Origin of the sequence: Kitasatospora sp. NPDC090091 (assembly GCF_044747365.1) — a bacterium.
GTDB lineage: Bacteria > Actinomycetota > Actinomycetes > Streptomycetales > Streptomycetaceae > Kitasatospora.
Genome location: NZ_JBIVDY010000011.1, coordinates 268,227 through 287,354 on the forward strand (window position 1 = coordinate 268,227; position 19,128 = coordinate 287,354).

Consider the following 19,128-nt stretch of genomic DNA (forward strand, 5'->3'; position numbering starts at 1 on the left):
CTGCCAGCAGAGCACGCCGACCGGCCGCCACTGCGCGCTGGGGCGCCGTGCCACCGGGAGATCCCCCGCTCGGGCCGCCCCCGTTCGGGGGACTGCAGGACGCACCGCGAGCGGCCGCTGACCGCGCAGCCACCGAGAGCAGGGCGTCCGACCGGAACGCCACTGCCCGAAAGCCCGCTCCCGCCCCCAGAATGATCCGGACCCGACCCCGGACCCGGCCGGGCGAACGGCATGAACGACAGGGAGAGCGATGCGGCAGGCGGCAGGGAAGGTCCTCACCAGCACCCGGACGGTACCCGTCCACGCCCCCGCCAGGGGCGCGGCATGAGCGGTGACCGCGCCGAACCCGCCCGGCCGAAGGCGCCGGACCTGCCCCTCTCCGGCGTCCTGGTCGCCGACTTCGGGCGGGTGCTGGCCGCCCCCTACGCGACCATGCTCCTCGCCGACCTCGGCGCCGACGTGGTCAAGGTCGAGCAGCCGGGACGCGGGGACGACACCCGCGCCTGGGGGCCGCCGCACGCGCAGGGCGAGGCGACCTACTTCCTCTCCGTCAACCGCAACAAGCGCTCGATCGCGCTGGACCTGCGCGACCCGGCCGACCACGCCTGCGCCGTCGAACTGGTCCGCCGGGCCGACGTGTTGGTGGAGAACTTCCGCCCGGGCACGATGGCGCGGCACGGCCTCGGCCACCGGGACGCGCTCGCGCTCAACCCCCGGCTGGTCTACTGCTCGGTGACCGGCTTCGGCGCCGGGGCGGGCGCCGCCCTGCCGGGGTACGACCTGCTGGTCCAGGCCGTCGGCGGCCTGATGAGCGTCACCGGCGCCGCCCCGGGCGAACCGGTGAAAACCGGGGTCGCCGTGGTGGACGTGCTGACCGGGCTGCACGCCGCCGTCGGGGTGCTGGCCGCGCTGCGCGAGCGCGACGCCACCGGCAAGGGCCAGGTGGTCGAGGTCGATCTGCTCTCCACCCTGCTGTCCAGCATGGTGAACCAGTCCGCCGGCTACACCCTGGCCGGCGCCGTCCCGGGCATCCTCGGCAACCGCCACCCGTCGATCGCGCCGTACGAGGTGTTCCCGGCCGCCGATCGGCCGCTGGTCGTGGCGGTGGGCAACGACCGCCAGTTCGCCGCGCTCTGCCGGGGGTTGGGCGCACCGGAGCTGGCCGCGGACCCGCGGTTCGCCACCAACCCCGACCGGGTGGCGCACGTCGGCGCGCTGGCCGACGAGCTCTCCGCGCGGCTCCGACTCCGCACTGCCGCCGAGTGGTTCGCCGTCCTCACTCCGCTCGGCGTGCCGTGCGGACCGGTGAACGACCTGGCCGACGCCTTCCGGCTCGCCGACAGCCTCGGTCTGGAGCCGCGGGCGACGGTACCGGGCCCGGACGGCGAACCGCTCGACCTGGTCGCCAACCCGATCAACCTCTCCCGGACGCCGCCGCGTTACGCACACCGTCCGCCACGGCTCGGCGAGCACACCGAGGAGCTCAGGGCCTGGCTGGACGCACCCGACGCCCAGGTCGCCCCGCACGTCCCGGACACCGGGGGCACCGGCGACGCCCCCGACACCCCCGACGCCCAGGACGCCCCCGACGCCGCACCCTGACACCGCCCGCCTCGCCCCCGCCGCCTTGGCGGGGTCAGACCGCGACGACCTCCGCCATCTCCTCCTCGGCCTCCGCCTCCGTCGCGCGCGTCGCGAGCGCCGCTGCGCGCCCGCGCCGCTCGTGCAGCGCCGCGCCGGCCATCACCAGCCCGCCGAGCAGCAGCCAGAGCGCCAGCGTCAGGACGTGCCCGCCGAGCCCGGCGCCGCCGTCGAAGTAGAGCAGGCTGCGCGCGCCCTCCAGGAAGCCGGCGCCGGTCCAGAAGGAGTGCAGGGTGCCGACCGCGACCTTCAGGTGGTTGGGCTCGGGCTGGTGGAACGCGCCTGGTAGGCGCGACGCCAGCCCGGGCGCCCGGCGACCTCACCGGACACCCGGAACCGCCCCACCCCTCATGCCAGCTCGAACACCCCGTACGAGAAGCCGTCCGCCCGCAGGCACCCGTCGACCACCCGCACCCCCTGGACGTCCAGCGGCCGCACCCCGACCCGGCCGAGCGGCACCTCGCCCGGCTCCCGCCGCGGATTGACGGCCACCAGGTACCGCCCGGCCCGGGTGTACACCAGCGGGTACCCGGCGTGCCGGACGTCCACGTCCCCCGCCGCGCCCAGCCCCGGGTGGGCGCGGCGCAGTGCGATCAGCCGCCGGACGGTGTGCAGCAACGAGGTCGGGTCGGCCCGCTGGGTGGCCACGTCGGGCCGGTGCGGATCGGGGTCGACGGGCAGGTAGAGGCGGTCGGCGGGTGCGGTCGAGAAGCCGGCGGTCGGCCCCGGCTCCCACTGCATCGGGGTGCGCGAGCCCGCCCGGTTGTACTGCGGGCCGAGCACGCTGCCCTCGACGTCCGGCAGCCCCGGCAGGTACCGCATGCCGATCTCGTCGCCGTAGTAGACCGCCGGCAGGGTGGGCCAGGTGAGCAGGAAGGCGAAGGCGGGGGCGAGTTGGGCGCCGGTGCGCGGGCCGGTGGCGAGCCGCGAGAAGTCGTGGTTGGCGGTGGGGAGGGCGATGTACCCGGCGCCCTCGGTGAGTTCGGCGGCCGAGCGCCAGGCGTCCAGGAACACCTGCGGAGTGCCGCGGCCCTCGGCCTCGAAGTAGCACGGGCCCTGCTGCCAGAACTCCTCCACCGTGCCGGCGTTGTTGTTCCAGAGCGAGCGCAGCGGCAGGCCGCGGTCGGCGCCGCCGAACTGGAGGAAGAAGTCGGCGTGGAAGCCGGCCGCGACGGCGGCGGCCGGGTCGCCCCACTCGGCGAAGAGGGCGGCCTGCGGGTGGGCGCGGTCGAGCCAGTCGCGCAGTTCGGTCCAGAGCTTGGCGGTCTCGGTGAACCCGGGGTCGTCCTTGACCAGCGAGGAGGCCATGTCGACGCGGAAGCCGGCCACGCCGAGGCCGAGCCAGTGCGCCATGATCTCGCGCAGCGCCCGGCGGTTGGCGCGCGGGCCGTCGGCGTCGACCGGCTGGCGCCACGGCTCGTCGGAACGGCTGCGCGCGTAGCCGAAGTTGAGCGCGGGCTGGCAGTCGAAGAAGTTCGGCCGGTACCAGCCCGGCCGGCTGCCGGGCGAGCCGACGAAGCCGTCCACCTGCTGGTCGGACCAGATGTAGCGGTGGTCGGACGGGTCCTCGGCGGCGGCCAGGAACCAGGGGTGCCGGTCGGAGGTGTGGCCGGCGACCAGGTCGAGCAGGATCCGGATGCCGCGGCGGCGGGCGGCCTCGACCAGCGCCGCCAGGTCGTCGGAGGTGCCGTAGCGCGGGGCGGGCGTCAGGTAGTCGCTGACGTCGTACCCGGCGTCGCGGAACGGTGAGGCGAAGCAGGGGGTGAGCCAGACCGTGTCGACGCCGAGCCAGGCGAGGTGGTCGAGGCGCTCGGCGGCACCGGCGAAGTCGCCGATGCCGTCGCCGTCGGAGTCGGCGAAGGTCTGCGGGTAGATCTGGTAGAGGACGGCGTCGGCCAGCCAGTCGGGGCCGGGGCGGGTCGAGGTCATGGGGTGGATCCTCCTGCCGGGTGCCGGGGGCCGGGTCTACCGATTCTCGTCCAATCCCGGCCGTCCCGACAGCCCGCAGCGGCCCCGGGCGTGGCGCCGGACCGGCGCGGCGGCGCGCCCGCCGGGTGCGGCGCGACCGCGCTCCGCTGCGCTACCGGCCCGCGCAGGCCTCGGTGAACGCCTTGGCCCGGCGGGTGATCTCCGCCCAGTCCCCGGCCGCCACCGCATCCGGCGCCACCACCTCCGAGCCGGCGCAGACCGCGAGCGCGCCCTGGGCCAGGAACTCGCCGGCATTGCCCGCGTTCACGCCGCCGGAGGCGACCAGCGGGATGTCCGGGAAGGGAGCGCGCAGGTCCTTGAAGTAGCCGGGGCCGAACGCCCGGGCCGGGAAGACCTTGACCGCGGCCGCGCCGAGCTCGTGGGCCTGGAGCACCTCGGTCGGCGTCAGCGCGCCGAGCACCACCGGCACCCGCTCGGCGTGCGCACGCCGAGCCACCTCCGGCCGGAGTCCGGGCGTGACCAGGAACCAGGCGCCCGCGCCGATCGCCCGGTCGGCCTGCTCCGCGGTCAGCACGGTGCCGACCCCGACCCGCCACCCCACCCGGGTGGCGCGCCGCAGATGTGTCGTCACATCCGGCGTGGTGAAAGTGAATTCGGTCAGGTGGATGCCGCCCTCGGAGAGCGCGGCGCAGAGCGCGGCGGCATCCGGTATCCGCGGTGCGCGGACCACGGCGATGACGGGCGAGGCGGCCAGCACGGCGCGGGCGCGGGCGAGTACGGCGGGCGTTGGGTTCATGCGGCAAGCGTTCCTCGGTCGGTTCGGCGCAGTGCCCGTCCGGGGCGGGCACCCGTGGTGCGGCCCTCCCGGACGGCGGCGGTGCCGTTGACGTAGACGTGCTCGATGCCGGCGGCGGGCTGCCGGGGACGGTCGAAGGTGGCGGTGTCCCGGACCCTCCCGGGGTCGAGGAGCACCAGGTCGGCGTGGTGGCCGGGGGCGATCCGCCCGCGGCGGTCGAGCCGGAGCCGGGCGGCGGGGCGGCCGGTCATCCGGGCGATCGCCTCCTCCAGCGTGAGGACGCCCGACTCGCGGCTGTACCGGGCCAGGTAGCGGGGGAAGGTGCCCCAGGCGCGCGGGTGCGGGCGGGCACCGACCAACAGGCCGTCGCTGCCGACGGTGTGCGCGCGGTGGCGCATGATCGCCCGGACGTTCTCCTCGTGGCCGACGTGCTGGAGGATGCCGGTGGCCAACTCGTCGCGGCGCAGCAGGTCGAGGAAGACCTCGGTGCCGCTGCGCCCCTGTTCGGCGGCGATGTCGGCGACCGTCCGGCCGACCAGGCCCGCCAGGGCGGGGTTGCGGACGCCGGAGAGCTGGACGGTCGCCCAGTCGGTGACCACGCCGTGGCAGCCGTCGCTGCCCTTCTCCTCCACCTCGTGGCGGATCCGCTCGCACGCGTCCGCCTCGGCGAGCCTGGCCAGGGTCGCCTGCGGGCCGCCCTCGGTGGCCCAACTCGGCAGCAGGGCGGCCAGCGTGGTGGAGCCGGGCAGGTAGGGGTAGCTGTCCAGGGTGAGGTCGACGCCGTCGGCGAGCGCCCGGTCCACCAGGTCGAGCAGTTCGCCGGCCCGGCCCCGGTTGACGCCGAAGTTCATGGTGGCGTGGGTGAGGTGGAGCGGGCAGCCGGAGCGCCGGGCGATCTCGACCATCTCCGCGTAGCCCTCCAACGCGCCTTCGCCGTACGAGCGTTGGTGCGGTGCGTGGAATCCGCCATGGCGGGCGACCACCCGGCACAGCTCCACCAGTTCGGCGGTGTCGGCGTACATGCCGGGCGTGTAGCTGAGCCCGCTGGAGAGCCCGACCGCGCCATGGTCCAGTCCCTCGGCCAACAACGTGCGCATCCGGTCGAGTTCGGCCGGGCTCGGCGGCCGGTTCGCCCAGCCCATGGCGAGCATCCGCAGCGAGCCGTGCGGGACGAGGTAGCACGCGTTGACCCCGGTGCCCGTCCGGTCGAGGCGGTCCAGGTACCCGCCGACCGTGCGCCAGTCCCAGTCGAAGCCCTCCGGATCGCCGTTCCAGCCGGCGAGCTGGCGGCGCAGCGCGGGGAGCGTGGTGTCGTCCACGGGCGCGTACGACAGGCCGTCCTGGCCGAGGACTTCGCAGGTGACGCCCTGGGTGACCTTGGCCGGGTGCTCGGGTTCGAGCAGCAGGGCGAGGTCGGAGTGGGCGTGCATGTCGATGAACCCGGGGGCCAGCACCAGTCCGTCGGCGTCCACCGCGGACGCCGCCCCGAGGCCGCGGCCGATCGCGGTGATCAGCCCGCCCTCGATCCGGACGTCGGCACGGTACCGGTCGGCGCCGGTGCCGTCGACGACGGTGGCGCCCTTGAAGACCAGCGGGCCGCCGGCCATCAGAAGAAGGTCCTGACCAGCCCGGCGACCTTCGGCTCGGCGGCCGAGGCGTCGTCCAGCACCGGGATCAGTGCCCATTTGTCGAAGGCCGTGCACGGGTGGGAGATGCCCAGCCGCAGCACGGCGCCGACCGGTGCGAGGTCGCCCGCGTCACGCAGGAAGGCGTGCTGGTCGTTGAGCGCGGTGATCCGGGCCGCCGTCCCGGACAGGGCCGGGCCGCCGCGGACGAGTTGCGGCTCGGGCAGGCCCTCGTCGAAGGGCAGGTCGCGCTTTCCGGCATCCAGCAGGGCGAGTTGCGGCTCGGGCCGGGAGACCACCCGCGCCCAGCCGTGCAGGGCGCCGCGGAACGGCGCGTCGCCGGCGCCGCGCACGAGCGGCGAGATCCCCCGGTAGAAGCCGTCGTCGTGGGCGATGTAGGCGCCGGAGCGGAGCACCACGACGGCTTCCGGGAGCGCGGCCAACTCCTCGGCGACCAGGTCGAAGTAGGCGCTGCCACCGGCGGTGACCACCGGCGGGGCGTCGTCGGCGTACGCGGCGGACAGCCGGCCGTGCAGGTCCGCGAGGTCCCGCAGGTAACCGCGGACGGCGGCCAGCCCGGGGTCGGTGGCGTCGTGGGCGAGCGCCCCCTCGTACCCGCCGATGCCGGCCAGCCGCAGGGTGGGCGCGCGCAGCACGGCGGCGGCCACGTCGACGGCGGCATCAACGCCGCGGACGCCGGTACGCCCGCCGGGGCCGCCGAGCTCGATCAGCACCTCGACCGGGCGCTCGGCGCCGGCCGCCCGCAGCGCCTCGTCCATCAGCCGGACGCTCTCGACCGAGTCGACCCAGGAGACGAAGGCGAACGCCGGGTCCGCCGCCAACTCTGCGGCGAGCCAGCGCAGTCCGGCCGGGTCCAGCAGGGTGTTGGCGAGCAGGATCCGCCGGACGCCGAAGGCCCGGGCGACCCGGAGCTGCGGGAGGTTGGCCAGGGTGATGCCGTGGCTGCCGGCGTCCAGCTGGGCCTGCCAGAGTGCGGGCGCCATCGTCGTCTTGCCGTGCGGGGCGAGCGCGACACCGGCCTTGGCGCACCAGTCGGCCATGGTCCGCACGTTGTGCCCGACGGCGGCGGCGTCGAGGGTGAGCAGCGGTGTACCGAAGCCGGCGAGGGTGGGCCCGGTGGCGAGGTAGTCGCGAACGGTCAACCCCCGGGCGGCGTCCGGCAGCGCCTTGAACCGCCAGTCGAGCACCTCGTCGGCGAGCGCCGCCACCTTGTCGGCGTCGATGCCCGGCCCGGTACCGGTGCTTGCGAAGGTCTGATCCACGGTCACCCTCCCTCAGCGGATTGCAACATGCGCAACGCTGGTTGCGCATGCTGACAGCACGGTTCTAGCATCGGCTCCGGACGACGGTCAACGGACCCGAAGACGGAACCGACCGTCGACGGAACCGACGGAACCGAGGGTCGACGGAACGGCAGCCGCAGACGAGGAGCCCGCAGATGCCCCGACAGGAGTCCACCGGGATCCCCGGGATCCCGGGCGCCCCGCCGCCGCCCGGCGGACCGACGGCGGTCTGCGTGGGCGAGTCGATGGCCGCGCTGCTGCCGGACCGCCCGGGCCCGCTGGAGTCGGTGGAGGGCTTCCGCCTCTCCGTGGGCGGCGCCGAGTCCAACGTGGCGGGTGCGCTGGCCGCGCTCGGCGTGCCGAGCGCCTGGATCAGCCGGGTGGGTGACGACGGCTTCGGCCGCCGCCTGCTAGCCGAGCTGGCCGCCCGCGGGGTGGACGTTTCGGCGGTCGCCGTGGACCGGCACCGCCCGACCGGCCTCTACCTCAAGGAGGTCGGCGGCTCGACCGGAGACCACCACGACCTCGGTCCGGGCCGCAGCCGGCTGCACTACCACCGCCGCGGCTCGGCCGCGTCCGCGCTCTCCCCCGCGCTGCTGGACGACCCGGTGGCCGCCCGCCTGCTGGCCGGCGCCCGGCTGCTGCACCTCTCCGGGATCACCGCCGCCCTCTCCGACGACTGCCTCGCGCTGCTGCGCGCCCTGCTCGCCGACCGCCGGCCGGGCCGCCTCGTCAGCTTCGACCTCAACTGGCGCCCCGCCCTGTGGCGCGAGCGCGACCCGGCCGTGCTGCCGCCGCTGCTGAACGCCTGTGACCTGCTGCTGCTCGGCGCCGACGAGGCCGCGGACGCGTTCGGCACCGGCGACGCGCACGCGCTTCGCCGCCGTTTCCCCTCCCCCGCCACCCTCGTTGTCAAGGACGCCGCCCGGACCGCCACCGCCCTGGACCGGGACGGCACGGCCCTCACCGAGCCGGCCCTCGCCGTCGAGGTGGTCGAGGCGACCGGCGCCGGCGACGCCTTCGCGGCCGGCTACCTGGCGGCCACCCTGCGCGGCCTGGACCGGCGACGCCGGCTGCGGCTCGGCCATCTCAGCGCCGCCTGCGCCCTGACCGCCCACGGCGATCAGCCCGAACTGCCGCCCGAGCCGGTGGTCGCCGCCCTGCTGGGCGCCTCCCCGGAGGAGTGGGCGGCAACCGCGGTCGCGGCGGACGGCATCACCTCCCCCGCGCTGCCCCCGGCCGGTGGCACGACCGCCGTCCCCCGACCGACCGCCGTCCCCCGACCGACCTCCGCCCCGGCCCCGGGAGGCCCCCGATGAGTCAGACCGTCACCCGCGCCCTGCGCATCCTCGCCGAACTCGGCGAGGGCGAGCGCTCGCTGGACCAGCTGGCCGAGGTGCTCGGGGTGCACAAGACCACGGTGCTGCGACTGCTCCAGAGCCTCGAAGCGGAACGTTTCGTCCACCGCGACCGGGCCTACCGCTACCACCTCGGCGCCGGCCTGTTCGCACTCTCGGGCCTCGCCCTGGAACAGCGCGGCATCCGCCGGATCGCCGCCCCGCACCTGGCCGAGCTGAACGCCGCCACCGGCCAGACCGTGCACCTGGCCGCCCACGAGGGCGGCGAGGTGGTCTACATCGACAAGTACGACTCGCGCCACCCCGTGCGGATGTACTCGCGGATCGGGCTGCGCGCAGTCCTGCACAGCGCGGCCGTCGCCAAGGTCCTGCTGGCCGACCTTCCGCTGCCCGAGCGGCGCCGGGTGGTGGCCGGCATCGACTTCACCCCGCACACCCCGCGCACCCTCACCGGCCCCGAGGCGCTGCTGGCCGAGCTGGAGAAGGTCGCCGCCCAGGGCTGGGCGCAGGACCACGCCGAGCACGAGGCCTTCATCAACTGCGTGGCGGCGCCCGTCCGGGACGCCGGCGGACGGGTCGTCGCCGCCGTCTCGATCTCCGTCCCGGACGTGGTCCTCCCCTACGAGCAGGTCCTGGAGCTGCTGCCCCAGCTGCTCGCCACCGCCCGCGCGGTCTCCGCCGACTGCGGCCGGCCGCCCCGGGAGGGCTGACCGGCCGGGCCCACCGCCCCCGCAGGACCACCCCGCCCCTGCCACCCGCCACCCCTGCCACCCCTCAACCGCCCGCGCGCGACACGAAGGAAGCCATGAGCGGCAACGAGAAGACCGAGATCCGCACCGCCGGCGCCCCCGCCCCGGCCTGGATGTTCTCCCAGGGCGTCCGCAAGGGCCCCATCCTGCAGGTCTCCGGCCAGGGGCCGCAGGACCCGGCCACCGGCGAGTACCTCCACCACGGCGACGTGAAGGCGCAGACCCGGCGCACGCTGGAGAACGTCAAGGCGATCGTCCAGGCCGGCGGCGCCACCGTCGAGGACGTGGTGATGTTCCGCGTCTACCTCACCAAGCGGGCCGACTTCCCGCTGATGAACGAGGCCTACGCCGAGTTCATCGAGGAGAACATCAAGCCCGGCGGCGTGAAGCCCTGCCGCACCACGGTCTTCGTCGAGCTGCCGCAGGAGCCGATGCTCGTCGAGATCGACGCCCAGGCCGTGATCGGCTGATCCACCGCCGGACGGGCGGGAGTCGGGCAAGGACCCCGACATGGGGCCCGGACGGTCACCGTCCGGGCCCCGTCGCGCACGTCGGGCCGGCGGGCAGCCCCTTGCCTTCCACACGACCAGGGTGATTAGGTAAGCCTCACCTAACAAACTGGAGGTCGCCGTGAGCCCCACCCCCGACGCCGAGGCCCCCGAGCCCACCGCTGCCGAACGGATCTGCAGCCTGCTCAGCGCCACCTCCTCGGTGGTGGTCCGAGCCCTCGGCGAGCACCACGACCTCGACACCCCGGTCTCGGTGCACGGCTCCCGGCTCCGTCTGAGCGCCCCGCTCGACTCCGGACTCACCCTCGCCGCGACCGGCGAGACCGAGGGACTGGCCGTCGTCCTGGACGTCACCGACATCGCACCGGTCGCGGTCCGCGACCGCATCCGCGGCCGGCTCACCCTGGCCGGCCGGCTCCGGCTCGCCCACCTCGCCGACGACGGCCTCAGCGTCCACCTGCACCTGGACGTCGCCCACGCCGTCCTCGCCACCCCGTACGGCACCAGCGCGCTCACCGGCGCCGACCTCGCCCTCGCCGCACCCGACCCGCTCGCCCGCTACGAGGCCGGCCTGCTCACCCACCTCATCGACGACCACCCCGACGCGCTCGCCGCGCTCACCCGGCTGCTCGACCCCCAACTCCTCGCCGAGCGGCCGGAGATCCGCCCGCTCGCACTCGACCGCCACGGCCTGGTGCTGCGCCTGGACCACCCGCACGGCCACCGCGACGTCCGCCTGGTCTTCCCCGAACCGGCCCGCGACACCGAGGAGTTCGGCGAGCAGATGCACCGGCTGCTGACCGCCGCCCAGACCGGCCTGCCCGCCCGCCGGGCCTGACCGGAGCGGACTGACAGGCCTGCCGGGAAGGCGACTTGACCGGACGCCGGGACCACGCCGGGGCCGGCGGAAGCGCCACGGAAACGAAAGCGGCCGGCCCGGCTCGCGAGGGAGGTCTCGCGAGCCGGGCCGGCCTGGGCGTGTCCCGCGCCCGTGTCCGCCACTGGTGCGGCGATCACCCGGTCGAGCGGTCACCCGACATGACCATCCCGGGAGTTCGTTCGCCCCGCACCTGGCGGTGGTCTGAACTCGGTTGTGGACCGGGTCAGATGGCGACGCCGTGCGCCCGCAGGTAGGCGATCGGGTCGATGTCCGAGCCGTACTCCGAGCCGGTGCGGATCTCGAAGTGCAGGTGCGGGCCGGTCACGTTGCCGGTCGCACCGGAGAGGCCGATCTGCTGGCCGGCGGTGACGGCCTGGCCGACCTTCACGCCGATCGAGGACAGGTGCGCGTACTGGGCGTACTTGCCGTCGGCGAGCTTGATCTCGACCTCGTTGCCGTAGGCGCCGCCGTTGCCGGCCTTGACCACGGTGCCGGCCCCAACGGCGCGCAGCGGGGTGCCGGTGGCCGCGACGAAGTCGGCGCCGGTGTGGTGGCCGGAGGCCCACATCGAGCCGGCGACGCCGTAGGCGGTGCCGAGCTTCGGGTTGGCCAGCGGGGCGACGAAACCGGAGGTGGAGGCCACGGCGGCCGGGGCCGGGGTGGTGGCCGGCTTCGCGGCCGGGGCGGCCGGCTTGGCGGCCGGGGCCTGGGCCGGCTTGGGGGCGGGGGCGGCCGGCTTCGCGGCCTGGACCGGCTTCGGCGCCTGCGCCGGGGCGGCGGGCTTCGCGGAGTCGTGCGAGACCTGCGGCTTGGCGGCGGGGGCGGCCGGCTTGGCGGCCTCGGCCGGAGCGGCGGCCTTGGTGCCCAGGGCCAGCTTCTGGCCCGGGAAGATCAGGTTCGGGTTGGAGCCGACGACCGAGCGGTTGTGCTCGTACAGCGCCTTCCAACCACCCTGGACGTCCTTGGCGTTGGCGATCTTCGACAGGGTGTCGCCGCTGACGACCTTGTAGCTCTCCTCGACCGGGGCGGCGGCCGGAGCGGCGGCCTCGGCGGCCGGCTGCGCGGCGGCGGCCGGGGCGGCGTCGACGCTGGTGGCGCCGGTCCAGGTGGCGGTCTGCTGCGGCTTCGCGGCCGGGGCGGTGTGGGCCTGGGCGCTGATGGTGGTCACCAGCGGGAGGGCGAACGCGGCGCCGGTGACGGCGGTGGCGATACCGATGCGGGCGGCACGGGGCAGGGCGATACGACGGGCCTGTGCGGGCATGGAAGAGTTCCTCTCCGACGCCTGCGAGGTGAGCTGTCGGGTTCGGGCTGGAGTTGCCCGGCCGCATAGGCGGCTTCACCCCAAGCCGGACCGCGAATTCCGGTCCGGCGACTTACCTGTGGGTCCCCCGCTCCTGCCGTACAGAGTTCAGTTCGTACCACCGGGCAGCGGCAGGACTAGGCGTTCCACCCGGTGGCCACCCGGGCTGACGCCGGGCGGTCGCTGAACTAAAGCCCATCCGTTCGAGCGAAGCAATGTCGATCTCCCGAATCGGGCAATTCCGCGCGCACCACCGTGACGCTCCGGATGATCCGCTGCACAGTACGTGCACAATCCATTTACGGCGCGCCACTGATCCGCGACACTCCGCCTATTTCGTCGGCCGTCCGCACACGATCACTCACGGAAAGCCAGCCGCCGACACACCCCCGGTGACCCTTGTCACTCGGGCCCCGGGGGGCGGACGATCGGGCCGTGGCCACTTCCGAGGCCGGCACCCTGCGCCTGAGCACCGCGCAGGGGCGCTGGGTACTACTGGCGACGGTGCTCGGCTCCAGCATGGCGATGCTCGACGGCACCGTGGTGAACGTCGCCCTGCCCCGGATCGGCGCCGACCTCGGCGCCCCGCTCGCCGCCCTGCAATGGACGCTGAACGCCTATCTGCTCACCCTGGCGGGGCTGATCCTGCTCGGCGGCGCACTCGGCGACCGCTACGGCCGGCGCCGGGTCTTCCTGCTCGGCGTGGTCTGGTTCGCCGCCGCCTCGGCGGCCTGCGCCGCCGCACCCACCATCGAAGTGCTGATCGCCGCCCGCGCCGTCCAGGGCATCGGCGGGGCACTGCTCACCCCCGGGTCGCTGGCGATGCTCCAGGCCGTCTTCCACCCGGAGGACCGCTCGGCGGCGGTCGGCCTCTGGTCCGGCCTCGGCGGGGTGTCGGCCGCGGTCGGCCCCTTCGTCGGCGGCTGGCTGGTGGACGGTCCGGGCTGGCGGTGGATCTTCCTGCTGAACGTCCCGCTGGCCGCCCTGGTGGTCGCGGTGGCCTCCCGGCACGTGCCGGAGAGCCGGGACGAGAGTGCGACCGGGCGCTTCGACGTGCTCGGCGCGGTGCTGGCCGCCCTGGCCCTGGGCTCTGTCACCTACGCGCTGACCGCGGCCGGCGACGGGCTCTCCCCCGGCGTCTGGATCACCGGCGTGGCGGGTCTGCTGCTCGGCGCGACCTTCATCGTGGTCGAGCGCCGCACCCCTGAGCCGATGCTGCCGCTCGGCCTCTTCTCCTCCCGGCTGTTCACCTCGGTGAACCTCGTCACCCTCTGCGTCTACGCCGCCTTCAGCGGGGTGTTCTTCCTGCTGGTCGTGCAGCTGCAGATCGTCTCCGGCTTCTCCCCGTTGGTCTCCGGACTGGCGCTGGTCCCGATCACCGTCCTGATGCTCGCGCTCTCCGCCCGGGCCGGCCGGCTCGGCAAGCGGATCGGCCCCCGGCTGCCGCTGACCGTCGGGCCGCTGCTCTGCGCGGCCGGGGTCCTGCTGATGCTGCGGATCGGGCCCGGCGCCTCGTACTGGACGGACGTACTGCCGGCCGTCACGGTGATGGGTTTCGGCATGGTGCTGCTGGTCGCACCGCTCACCGCGACGGTGCTGGCCGCGGTGGACGTCCGGCACGCGGGCATCGCCAGCGGGGTCAACAACGCCGCCGCCCGCGCGGCCGGCCTGCTCGCGGTCGCCGCGCTGCCCGCGCTGGCCGGCCTCAGCGGCGATGCCTACCGGGTGCCCTCCTCGGTGGACGCCGCCTTCCACACCGCGATGCTGATCTGCGCCGGGCTGCTGGTCACGGGAGGGCTGATCGCGTTCACCACCGTGCGGGGCAATGTGCTCGCCCCCGAGGACCACCCGGTGGCCGAGCCGGACTGCCGCTACAACTGCGGCACCAACGCCCCACCGCTCGACCCGGGCCACCCGGCCGCCGGCTAGGCGCTGTCCGGCCGAGGGCCCGGTTCCGAAGGAGAACGGCGAGGGCCCCGCCACCGGAACGGTGACGGGGCCCTCGCCGACGCAGGCTACCGGTGGCGAATCGTCAGAGGATGTCGCCCGGGGCGTACTTGGCGGCCTCCGGGTGGGCGGCCGCGACGACCTCGACCAAGCGGACGACCTCGGCGACCTGGGCGCCGGCCGCACCGGTGAAGGCGAGCCGGTCGGCGAGCAGCGCGTCCAGCGCGGCGCGGTCCAGCGGGATCCGCTCGTCGGCGGCCAGCCGGTCCAGCAGCTCGTTCTCCCGTGCACCGGCCCGCATCGCCAGCGCCGAGGCGACGGCGTGCTCCTTGATGACCTCGTGCCCGGTCTCCCGGCCGACGCCCGCGCGCACCGCGCCCATCAGCACCTTGGTGGTGGCGAGGAACGGCAGGTAGCGGTCCAGCTCGGCCTCGATCACGGCGGGGAAGGCGCCGAACTCGTCGAGGACGGTCAGGAAGGTCTCCAGCAGGCCGTCGAAGGCGAAGAACGCGTCCGGCAGCGCGACCCGGCGGACCACCGAGCAGGAGACGTCGCCCTCGTTCCACTGGTCGCCGCCGAGCTCGGCGGTCATCGAGGCGTAGCCGCGCAGGATGACGGCGAGGCCGTTGACGCGCTCGCAGGAGCGGGTGTTCATCTTGTGCGGCATCGCGGAGGAGCCGACCTGGCCCTCCTTGAAGCCCTCGGTGACCAGCTCGTGGCCGGCCATCAGGCGGATGGTCTTGGCCAGGCTGGACGGCGCGGCGGCCAGCTGGACGAGCGCGGTGAGCACCTCGAAGTCCAGCGAGCGCGGGTAGACCTGGCCGACGCTGGTGAGCACGTTCTCGAAGCCGAGGTGGCCGGCGACCCGGCGCTCCAGCTCGGCGAGCTTCTCGGTGTCGCCACCGAGCAGGTCCAGCATGTCCTGGGCGGTGCCGACCGGGCCCTTGATCCCGCGCAGCGGGTAGCGGGCGATCAGCTCCTCCAGGCGGTTGAAGGCGACCAGCAGCTCGTCGGCGACGGTCGCGAACCGCTTGCCCAGGGTGGTGGCCTGCGCGGCGACGTTGTGCGAGCGGCCGGCCATGACCAGCTCGGAGTGCTGGGCGGCGAGGCGGGCCAGGCGGACCAGCACGGCGACCGTGCGGTCGCGCACGTGCTCCAGCGACTGGCGGATCTGCAGCTGCTCGACGTTCTCGGTGAGGTCCCGAGAGGTCATGCCCTTGTGGATCTGCTCGTGGCCGGCGAGCTCGCTGAACTCCTCGATCCGGGCCTTCACGTCGTGGCGGGTGATCCGCTCACGGGCGGCGATCGAGCCGAGGTCGACCTGGTCGATCACCCGCTCGTAGTCGGCGACGGCACCCTCGGGCACCTCGACGCCGAGGTCCTGCTGGGTCTTCAGGACGGCGAGCCACAGGTGGCGCTCAAGGACCACCTTGTGCTCGGGGGACCAGAGCTGGGCCAGGGTCGCCGAGGCGTACCGGGAGGCCAGGACATTGGGGATCTGGGGCTTCGCGCTCACGCTTCGCAAGCCTAACAGCCGAGGTCAGCCGGACCGGCGCCGGACCGGCCGCTACCGCGGGTGCCGCCGCGGGCGCCGCCCGCGGCGTTACGGCACCACCTCGCTACTGCACCCCGGCCGAGCGGCCGGTGAGAACCGGGAGCACCTGGGCGCAGATGGAGTGCAGCGCCACCCGCTGCTCGTCGCTCATCGCCTCGAAGGCCTGGTGGGTGCGGGCCATCTCGCCGCGGATCAGGTTCAGGATCTCCCGGCCCTGCTCGGTGATCACGACGATCTTCACCCGTCGGTCACCCGCCGCCGCCTCGCGGTTGGCCAGGCCCAGTGACTCCAGCCGGTCGACGATGCCGGTCACGTTCGAGGCGTCGCAGCCCAGCCGGCCGGCCAGCGCCCGCATCGGCACCGGCTCCCGCACCGCGCCGAGCGCCTTCGCCTGCGAGGAGGAGAGCCCGTGCCGGGCCGCCGCCGCGGCGAAGTCGTGGAAGTAGGCGGCGCCTACGGCGGCCAGCGCCTCCATCAACTCGGCGTTGGTCGGTACGGTCGTCGTCGCTGTCGAACCCATGGTGCAAGGGTACGGCGGAGTGCTTAAGCAACTCAAGCTTTGACCACGGCAACGGTCCGTCGCGGCACGGCCGGGCCCGCCCCCACGGCCGGCGCGCCGACAGCCGGCCCCGGCCAGGAACGCGGGGCAACCGGCCGCCGGCTCAGAGCACCAGTTGGTCGAAGAGCCGGCGCAGCTCCGTCTCCGGGTCGGCGGTCAGCCCGGTGTGCACCGGGCCCGGCTGGACCACCGCACTGCGCGGCGCCGTCAGCCAGCGGAACCGCTGCCCGGGGCTGTCCCCCGCCGCCGGACCGGCCGCCGCACCGCCCGCGCAGACCGCCTCGACCCCCTGCAGGGCCCGCCGCACCCCGGCGACGTCCGCCACCGGGTCCAGCGCCAGCAGCCGGGCCTGGTCGAGGTGGGTGCGCGCGGCCAGGTGCCCGTTCTGCCGGCAGTACAGCAGCACGCCGACGTTGACGCACTCGCCGCGCTCGACCCGGGGCACCGCCCGGATCACCGCGTACTCGTAGTCGTGCAGCTCGGCGGTGGCCGACGGCGCGGGGGTCGTGGGCTCGGTCATGCGGCCACCTCCGGCAGCCAGTCGCGCGGACCGGCCAGGCGCCCGGTCAGCTGGGCGCGGTACGCGGCGCGCACCGCCTCGGGCGAGTCGAAGCCCGGCTCGTCCTCCAGCCAGACGTCCGGGATCTGCGCCACCGCCTCCCCGATCGCCGCCTCGGCGATCGGGGCCAGCGCCTTGTCCGCGGCCGCCAGGTCCGGCTCGGCGCCCAGCAGCGCGTGGTCGGAGGCGTCGTACGGGCGGCGGATCCAGGCGTCCGCGCCGGCCCAGTGGTGATGGAAGATCAGGCTGGCGCCGTGGTCGATCAGCCGCAGCCCGCCGGTCGCCACCAGCAGGTTGGGGTTGCGCCAGGAGCGGTCGACGTTGCCGATCAGCGCGTCGAACCAGAGCACCTGGCCGGCCAGGCCGGCGTCCACGTCGAAGCAGAGCGGGTCGAAGTTGAGCGCGCCGCTGACGAACGCCATGCCGAGGTTGAGGCCGCCGCTGGCCCGCATCTGGTCCTGGATCTGCTGGTCCGGCTCGCTGCGGGCGAGCACCGGGTCCAGGTCGACGGTGACCAGCTCCGGCACCGGCAGCCCGAGCCGGCGGCCGAGCTCTCCGGCCAGCACCTCCGCCACCAGTGCCTTGCGGCCCTGCGCCGCGCCGACCCACTTCAGCGCATACAGCCGCCGGTCGTCGGCCTCGACCAGGCCCGGCATCGAGCCGCCTTCTCGCAGTGGCGTCACATAGCGGACCGCCGTCACCTCGGGGAGCACGCCGACAGCCTATCGGGCTGCCGTCCGGGCGGCCCCGCCGACCGCCCACCCTGCCGCTGCCCCTTCTTCCTGCCCCGCCCCGAGCCCGCACCTCGCCGCACCGCCCCGCTCCTCGCCGCCGACGGCCGCCGCTCCGGGCGCCCCACCGGCCCCACCGGGCCGGCCCCACCGGCCCCACAGGCCCGGCCCCTCCGCCCATCAGCCCCGCCCCGGTGGCAGCCCGCGCTGCTCCGTGCGAGTGTGGCGGGCAGTAACAGCCTCGGACCCTGCACGGTACGACCTGCACCTAAGGGATGAGCGATGGAACGACCTCGGATCCTGATCGTCGGCGGCGGCTTCGCCGGACTGGAGTGCGCCCGGCGGCTGGAGCGCAAGCTCTCGCCCTCGGAGGCGGAGATCTCGCTGGTCACGCCGTTCAGCTATCAGCTCTACCTGCCGCTGCTGCCGCACGTGGCGGCCGGAGTGCTGACCCCGCAGTCGGTCGCGGTGTCGCTGCGCCGCTCCCTGCGCCGCGCGCACATCGTCCCCGGCGGCGCGATCGGCGTCGACCCGCGCTCCAAGGTCTGCGTGGTCCGCAAGATCACCGACGAGGTGGTCGCTCAGCGGTACGACTACCTGGTGCTCGCGCCCGGCAGCGTCACCCGTACCTTCGACATCCCCGGCCTGACGGACTACGCGCGCGGTATGAAGACGCTCGCCGAGGCGACCTACGTCCGTGACCACGTGATCGCCCAACTCGACCTCGCTTCGGCCACGTTGGACCAGCGGGAGCGCGAGTCCCGGCTGCAGTTCGTGGTGGTCGGCGGCGGCTACGCCGGCACCGAGACGGCGGCCTGCCTGCAGCGGCTGACCTCGGCCGCCGCCCTGCGCTACCCGCGCCTGGACGCCCGGCAGATCAAGTGGCACCTGATCGACATCGCCCCCAAGCTCATGCCCGAGCTGGGCGACGCGCTCGGCACCGCCGCGCTGGAGGTGCTGCGCGGGCGCGGCATCGACGTCTCGCTCGGCGTCTCGGTGGCCGAAGTCGGGGCGGAGTCGGTCAAGTTCACCGACGGCCGGGTACTCCCCTGCCGCACCCTGATCTGGACCGCCGGCGTCGCGGCCAGCCCGCTGATCGGCACCCTGGACGCCGAGACGGTGCGCGGCCGGATCGCGGTGACCGCCGAGATGCGGGTGCCCCAGTTCGAGGGCGTCTTCGCGCTCGGCGACGCGGCCGCGGTGCCGGACCTCGCCAAGGGCGACGGCGCGGTCTGCCCGCCGACCGCCCAGCACTCCGCCCGCCAGGGCAGGGTGGTGGCGAACAACGTGATCGCCGCCCTCCGCGGTCAGCCCCTGGAGCCCTACTACCACAAGGACTTGGGCCTGGTGGTGGACCTCGGCGGCAAGGACGCGGTGTCCAAGCCGGTCGGCGTCGAGCTGCGCGGCGTCCCGGCGCAGGTGGTGGCACGCGGCTACCACCTGATGGCGATGCGCACCAACGTCGCCAAGTTCCGGGTCGGCGCCAACTGGCTGCTGAACGCCGCCGCCGGCGACGACTTCGTCCGCACCGGCTTCCTGGCCCGCCAGCCCGCCCGGCTGCGCGACTTCGAGTACACCGACGCCTATCTGACGAAGGATCAGGTCCGGGCGCACGCCCAGGCGCTGCTCGCCAAGGGCTGAGCGCCGGACGGCCGGTGCCCTGCCCGCGACGGTCCGCGGGGCAGG

At 74.8% G+C, this 19,128-nt stretch carries 16 protein-coding genes and 1 riboswitch; of the genes, 7 read left to right on the forward strand and 9 right to left on the reverse strand.

Annotated features, from left to right (window positions below; translation table 11 throughout):
* Positions 1 to 324: 324 nt before the first annotated feature.
* Positions 325 to 1,602 (forward strand): CaiB/BaiF CoA transferase family protein, encoded by a 1,278-nt coding sequence (locus tag ACIPSC_RS21055; protein ID WP_400827446.1) that lies wholly within the window; start codon positions 325 to 327, stop codon positions 1,600 to 1,602.
* 387 nt (positions 1,603 to 1,989) lie between these two features.
* On the opposite strand, the gene ACIPSC_RS21060 is transcribed toward ACIPSC_RS21055, so the two are convergent.
* The 4 genes from ACIPSC_RS21060 to ACIPSC_RS21075 form a co-directional block, all read right to left on the reverse strand.
* Positions 1,990 to 3,570 (reverse strand): alpha-amylase family glycosyl hydrolase, encoded by a 1,581-nt coding sequence (locus ACIPSC_RS21060; RefSeq protein WP_400827447.1) that lies wholly within the window; start codon positions 3,568 to 3,570, stop codon positions 1,990 to 1,992.
* 151 nt (positions 3,571 to 3,721) lie between these two features.
* Complete coding sequence (locus tag ACIPSC_RS21065; RefSeq protein WP_400827449.1) at positions 3,722 to 4,366, reverse strand: bifunctional 4-hydroxy-2-oxoglutarate aldolase/2-dehydro-3-deoxy-phosphogluconate aldolase; 645 nt, start codon at positions 4,364 to 4,366, stop codon at positions 3,722 to 3,724.
* Complete coding sequence (locus ACIPSC_RS21070; RefSeq protein WP_400827450.1) at positions 4,363 to 5,973, reverse strand: amidohydrolase family protein; 1,611 nt, start codon at positions 5,971 to 5,973, stop codon at positions 4,363 to 4,365. Before ACIPSC_RS21070 ends, ACIPSC_RS21065 begins: the two co-directional genes overlap by 4 nt.
* Positions 5,973 to 7,274: an amino acid deaminase gene (locus ACIPSC_RS21075; RefSeq protein WP_400827452.1), complete on the reverse strand. Its 1,302-nt coding sequence runs from the start codon at positions 7,272 to 7,274 to the stop codon at positions 5,973 to 5,975. The genes ACIPSC_RS21070 and ACIPSC_RS21075 overlap by 1 nt, the downstream gene beginning before the upstream one ends.
* A gap of 176 nt (positions 7,275 to 7,450) precedes the next feature.
* Here ACIPSC_RS21075 and ACIPSC_RS21080 point away from each other — a divergent pair, with 176 nt between their 5' ends.
* The 4 genes from ACIPSC_RS21080 to ACIPSC_RS21095 all read left to right on the forward strand — a co-directional run bounded on the left by ACIPSC_RS21080 (position 7,451) and on the right by ACIPSC_RS21095 (position 10,749).
* Positions 7,451 to 8,614 (forward strand): sugar kinase, encoded by a 1,164-nt coding sequence (locus ACIPSC_RS21080; RefSeq protein ID WP_400827453.1) that lies wholly within the window; start codon positions 7,451 to 7,453, stop codon positions 8,612 to 8,614.
* Positions 8,611 to 9,363 (forward strand): IclR family transcriptional regulator, encoded by a 753-nt coding sequence (locus ACIPSC_RS21085; protein WP_400827454.1) that lies wholly within the window; start codon positions 8,611 to 8,613, stop codon positions 9,361 to 9,363. The genes ACIPSC_RS21080 and ACIPSC_RS21085 overlap by 4 nt, the downstream gene beginning before the upstream one ends.
* A gap of 95 nt (positions 9,364 to 9,458) precedes the next feature.
* Positions 9,459 to 9,872 (forward strand): RidA family protein, encoded by a 414-nt coding sequence (locus tag ACIPSC_RS21090; protein ID WP_400827455.1) that lies wholly within the window; start codon positions 9,459 to 9,461, stop codon positions 9,870 to 9,872.
* 160 nt (positions 9,873 to 10,032) lie between these two features.
* Entirely contained in the window at positions 10,033 to 10,749 is a 717-nt protein-coding gene (locus ACIPSC_RS21095) for a DUF2470 domain-containing protein (protein WP_400827456.1), read from the forward strand.
* A 265-nt stretch (positions 10,750 to 11,014) separates the two neighbouring features.
* Here the strand turns inward: ACIPSC_RS21095 and ACIPSC_RS21100 are convergent, their stop codons facing one another.
* Positions 11,015 to 12,052, reverse strand: a complete 1,038-nt coding sequence (locus ACIPSC_RS21100) for a peptidoglycan DD-metalloendopeptidase family protein (RefSeq protein ID WP_400827457.1) — start codon at positions 12,050 to 12,052, stop codon at positions 11,015 to 11,017.
* A gap of 5 nt (positions 12,053 to 12,057) precedes the next feature.
* A riboswitch (cyclic di-AMP (ydaO/yuaA leader) is annotated at positions 12,058 to 12,215 on the reverse strand.
* A 311-nt stretch (positions 12,216 to 12,526) separates the two neighbouring features.
* On the opposite strand from ACIPSC_RS21100, the gene ACIPSC_RS21105 reads away from it, so the two are divergent.
* Positions 12,527 to 14,020: an MFS transporter gene (locus tag ACIPSC_RS21105; protein ID WP_400827458.1), complete on the forward strand. Its 1,494-nt coding sequence runs from the start codon at positions 12,527 to 12,529 to the stop codon at positions 14,018 to 14,020.
* A gap of 103 nt (positions 14,021 to 14,123) precedes the next feature.
* Here the strand turns inward: ACIPSC_RS21105 and purB are convergent, their stop codons facing one another.
* The 4 genes from purB to ACIPSC_RS21125 all read right to left on the reverse strand — a co-directional run bounded on the left by purB (position 14,124) and on the right by ACIPSC_RS21125 (position 17,424).
* Positions 14,124 to 15,554 (reverse strand): adenylosuccinate lyase, encoded by a 1,431-nt coding sequence (gene purB / locus ACIPSC_RS21110; RefSeq protein WP_400827460.1) that lies wholly within the window; start codon positions 15,552 to 15,554, stop codon positions 14,124 to 14,126.
* Positions 15,555 to 15,657: 103 nt separating this feature from the next.
* On the reverse strand, positions 15,658 to 16,113 hold the full coding sequence (locus tag ACIPSC_RS21115; RefSeq protein WP_400827461.1) for a MarR family winged helix-turn-helix transcriptional regulator: 456 nt from the start codon (positions 16,111 to 16,113) through the stop codon (positions 15,658 to 15,660).
* A gap of 142 nt (positions 16,114 to 16,255) precedes the next feature.
* Positions 16,256 to 16,672 (reverse strand): DUF3037 domain-containing protein, encoded by a 417-nt coding sequence (locus ACIPSC_RS21120; RefSeq protein ID WP_400827462.1) that lies wholly within the window; start codon positions 16,670 to 16,672, stop codon positions 16,256 to 16,258.
* Positions 16,669 to 17,424 carry a HipA family kinase gene (locus ACIPSC_RS21125; protein WP_400827464.1) on the reverse strand — a complete coding sequence of 252 codons (756 nt, stop codon included), beginning with the start codon at positions 17,422 to 17,424 and terminating at the stop codon, positions 16,669 to 16,671. Before ACIPSC_RS21125 ends, ACIPSC_RS21120 begins: the two co-directional genes overlap by 4 nt.
* Positions 17,425 to 17,724: 300 nt before the next feature.
* Here ACIPSC_RS21125 and ACIPSC_RS21130 point away from each other — a divergent pair, with 300 nt between their 5' ends.
* Complete coding sequence (locus ACIPSC_RS21130; RefSeq protein WP_400827465.1) at positions 17,725 to 19,083, forward strand: NAD(P)/FAD-dependent oxidoreductase; 1,359 nt, start codon at positions 17,725 to 17,727, stop codon at positions 19,081 to 19,083.
* Positions 19,084 to 19,128 lie beyond the last annotated feature (45 nt).

What these genes read in the sequence shown, in the direction of transcription:
- ACIPSC_RS21060 (WP_400827447.1), bottom strand. Translation starts at nt 3,570, where the DNA reads ATGACCTCGACCCGCCCCGGCCCCGACTGGCTGGCCGACGCCGTCCTC.
- ACIPSC_RS21070 (WP_400827450.1), bottom strand. Translation starts at nt 5,973, where the DNA reads ATGGCCGGCGGCCCGCTGGTCTTCAAGGGCGCCACCGTCGTCGACGGC.
- ACIPSC_RS21055 (WP_400827446.1), top strand. Translation starts at nt 325, where the DNA reads ATGAGCGGTGACCGCGCCGAACCCGCCCGGCCGAAGGCGCCGGACCTG.
- ACIPSC_RS21100 (WP_400827457.1), bottom strand. Translation starts at nt 12,052, where the DNA reads ATGCCCGCACAGGCCCGTCGTATCGCCCTGCCCCGTGCCGCCCGCATC.
- ACIPSC_RS21085 (WP_400827454.1), top strand. Translation starts at nt 8,611, where the DNA reads ATGAGTCAGACCGTCACCCGCGCCCTGCGCATCCTCGCCGAACTCGGC.
- ACIPSC_RS21080 (WP_400827453.1), top strand. Translation starts at nt 7,451, where the DNA reads ATGCCCCGACAGGAGTCCACCGGGATCCCCGGGATCCCGGGCGCCCCG.
- ACIPSC_RS21120 (WP_400827462.1), bottom strand. Translation starts at nt 16,672, where the DNA reads ATGACCGAGCCCACGACCCCCGCGCCGTCGGCCACCGCCGAGCTGCAC.
- ACIPSC_RS21065 (WP_400827449.1), bottom strand. Translation starts at nt 4,366, where the DNA reads ATGAACCCAACGCCCGCCGTACTCGCCCGCGCCCGCGCCGTGCTGGCC.
- ACIPSC_RS21090 (WP_400827455.1), top strand. Translation starts at nt 9,459, where the DNA reads ATGAGCGGCAACGAGAAGACCGAGATCCGCACCGCCGGCGCCCCCGCC.
- ACIPSC_RS21115 (WP_400827461.1), bottom strand. Translation starts at nt 16,113, where the DNA reads ATGGGTTCGACAGCGACGACGACCGTACCGACCAACGCCGAGTTGATG.
- ACIPSC_RS21130 (WP_400827465.1), top strand. Translation starts at nt 17,725, where the DNA reads ATGGAACGACCTCGGATCCTGATCGTCGGCGGCGGCTTCGCCGGACTG.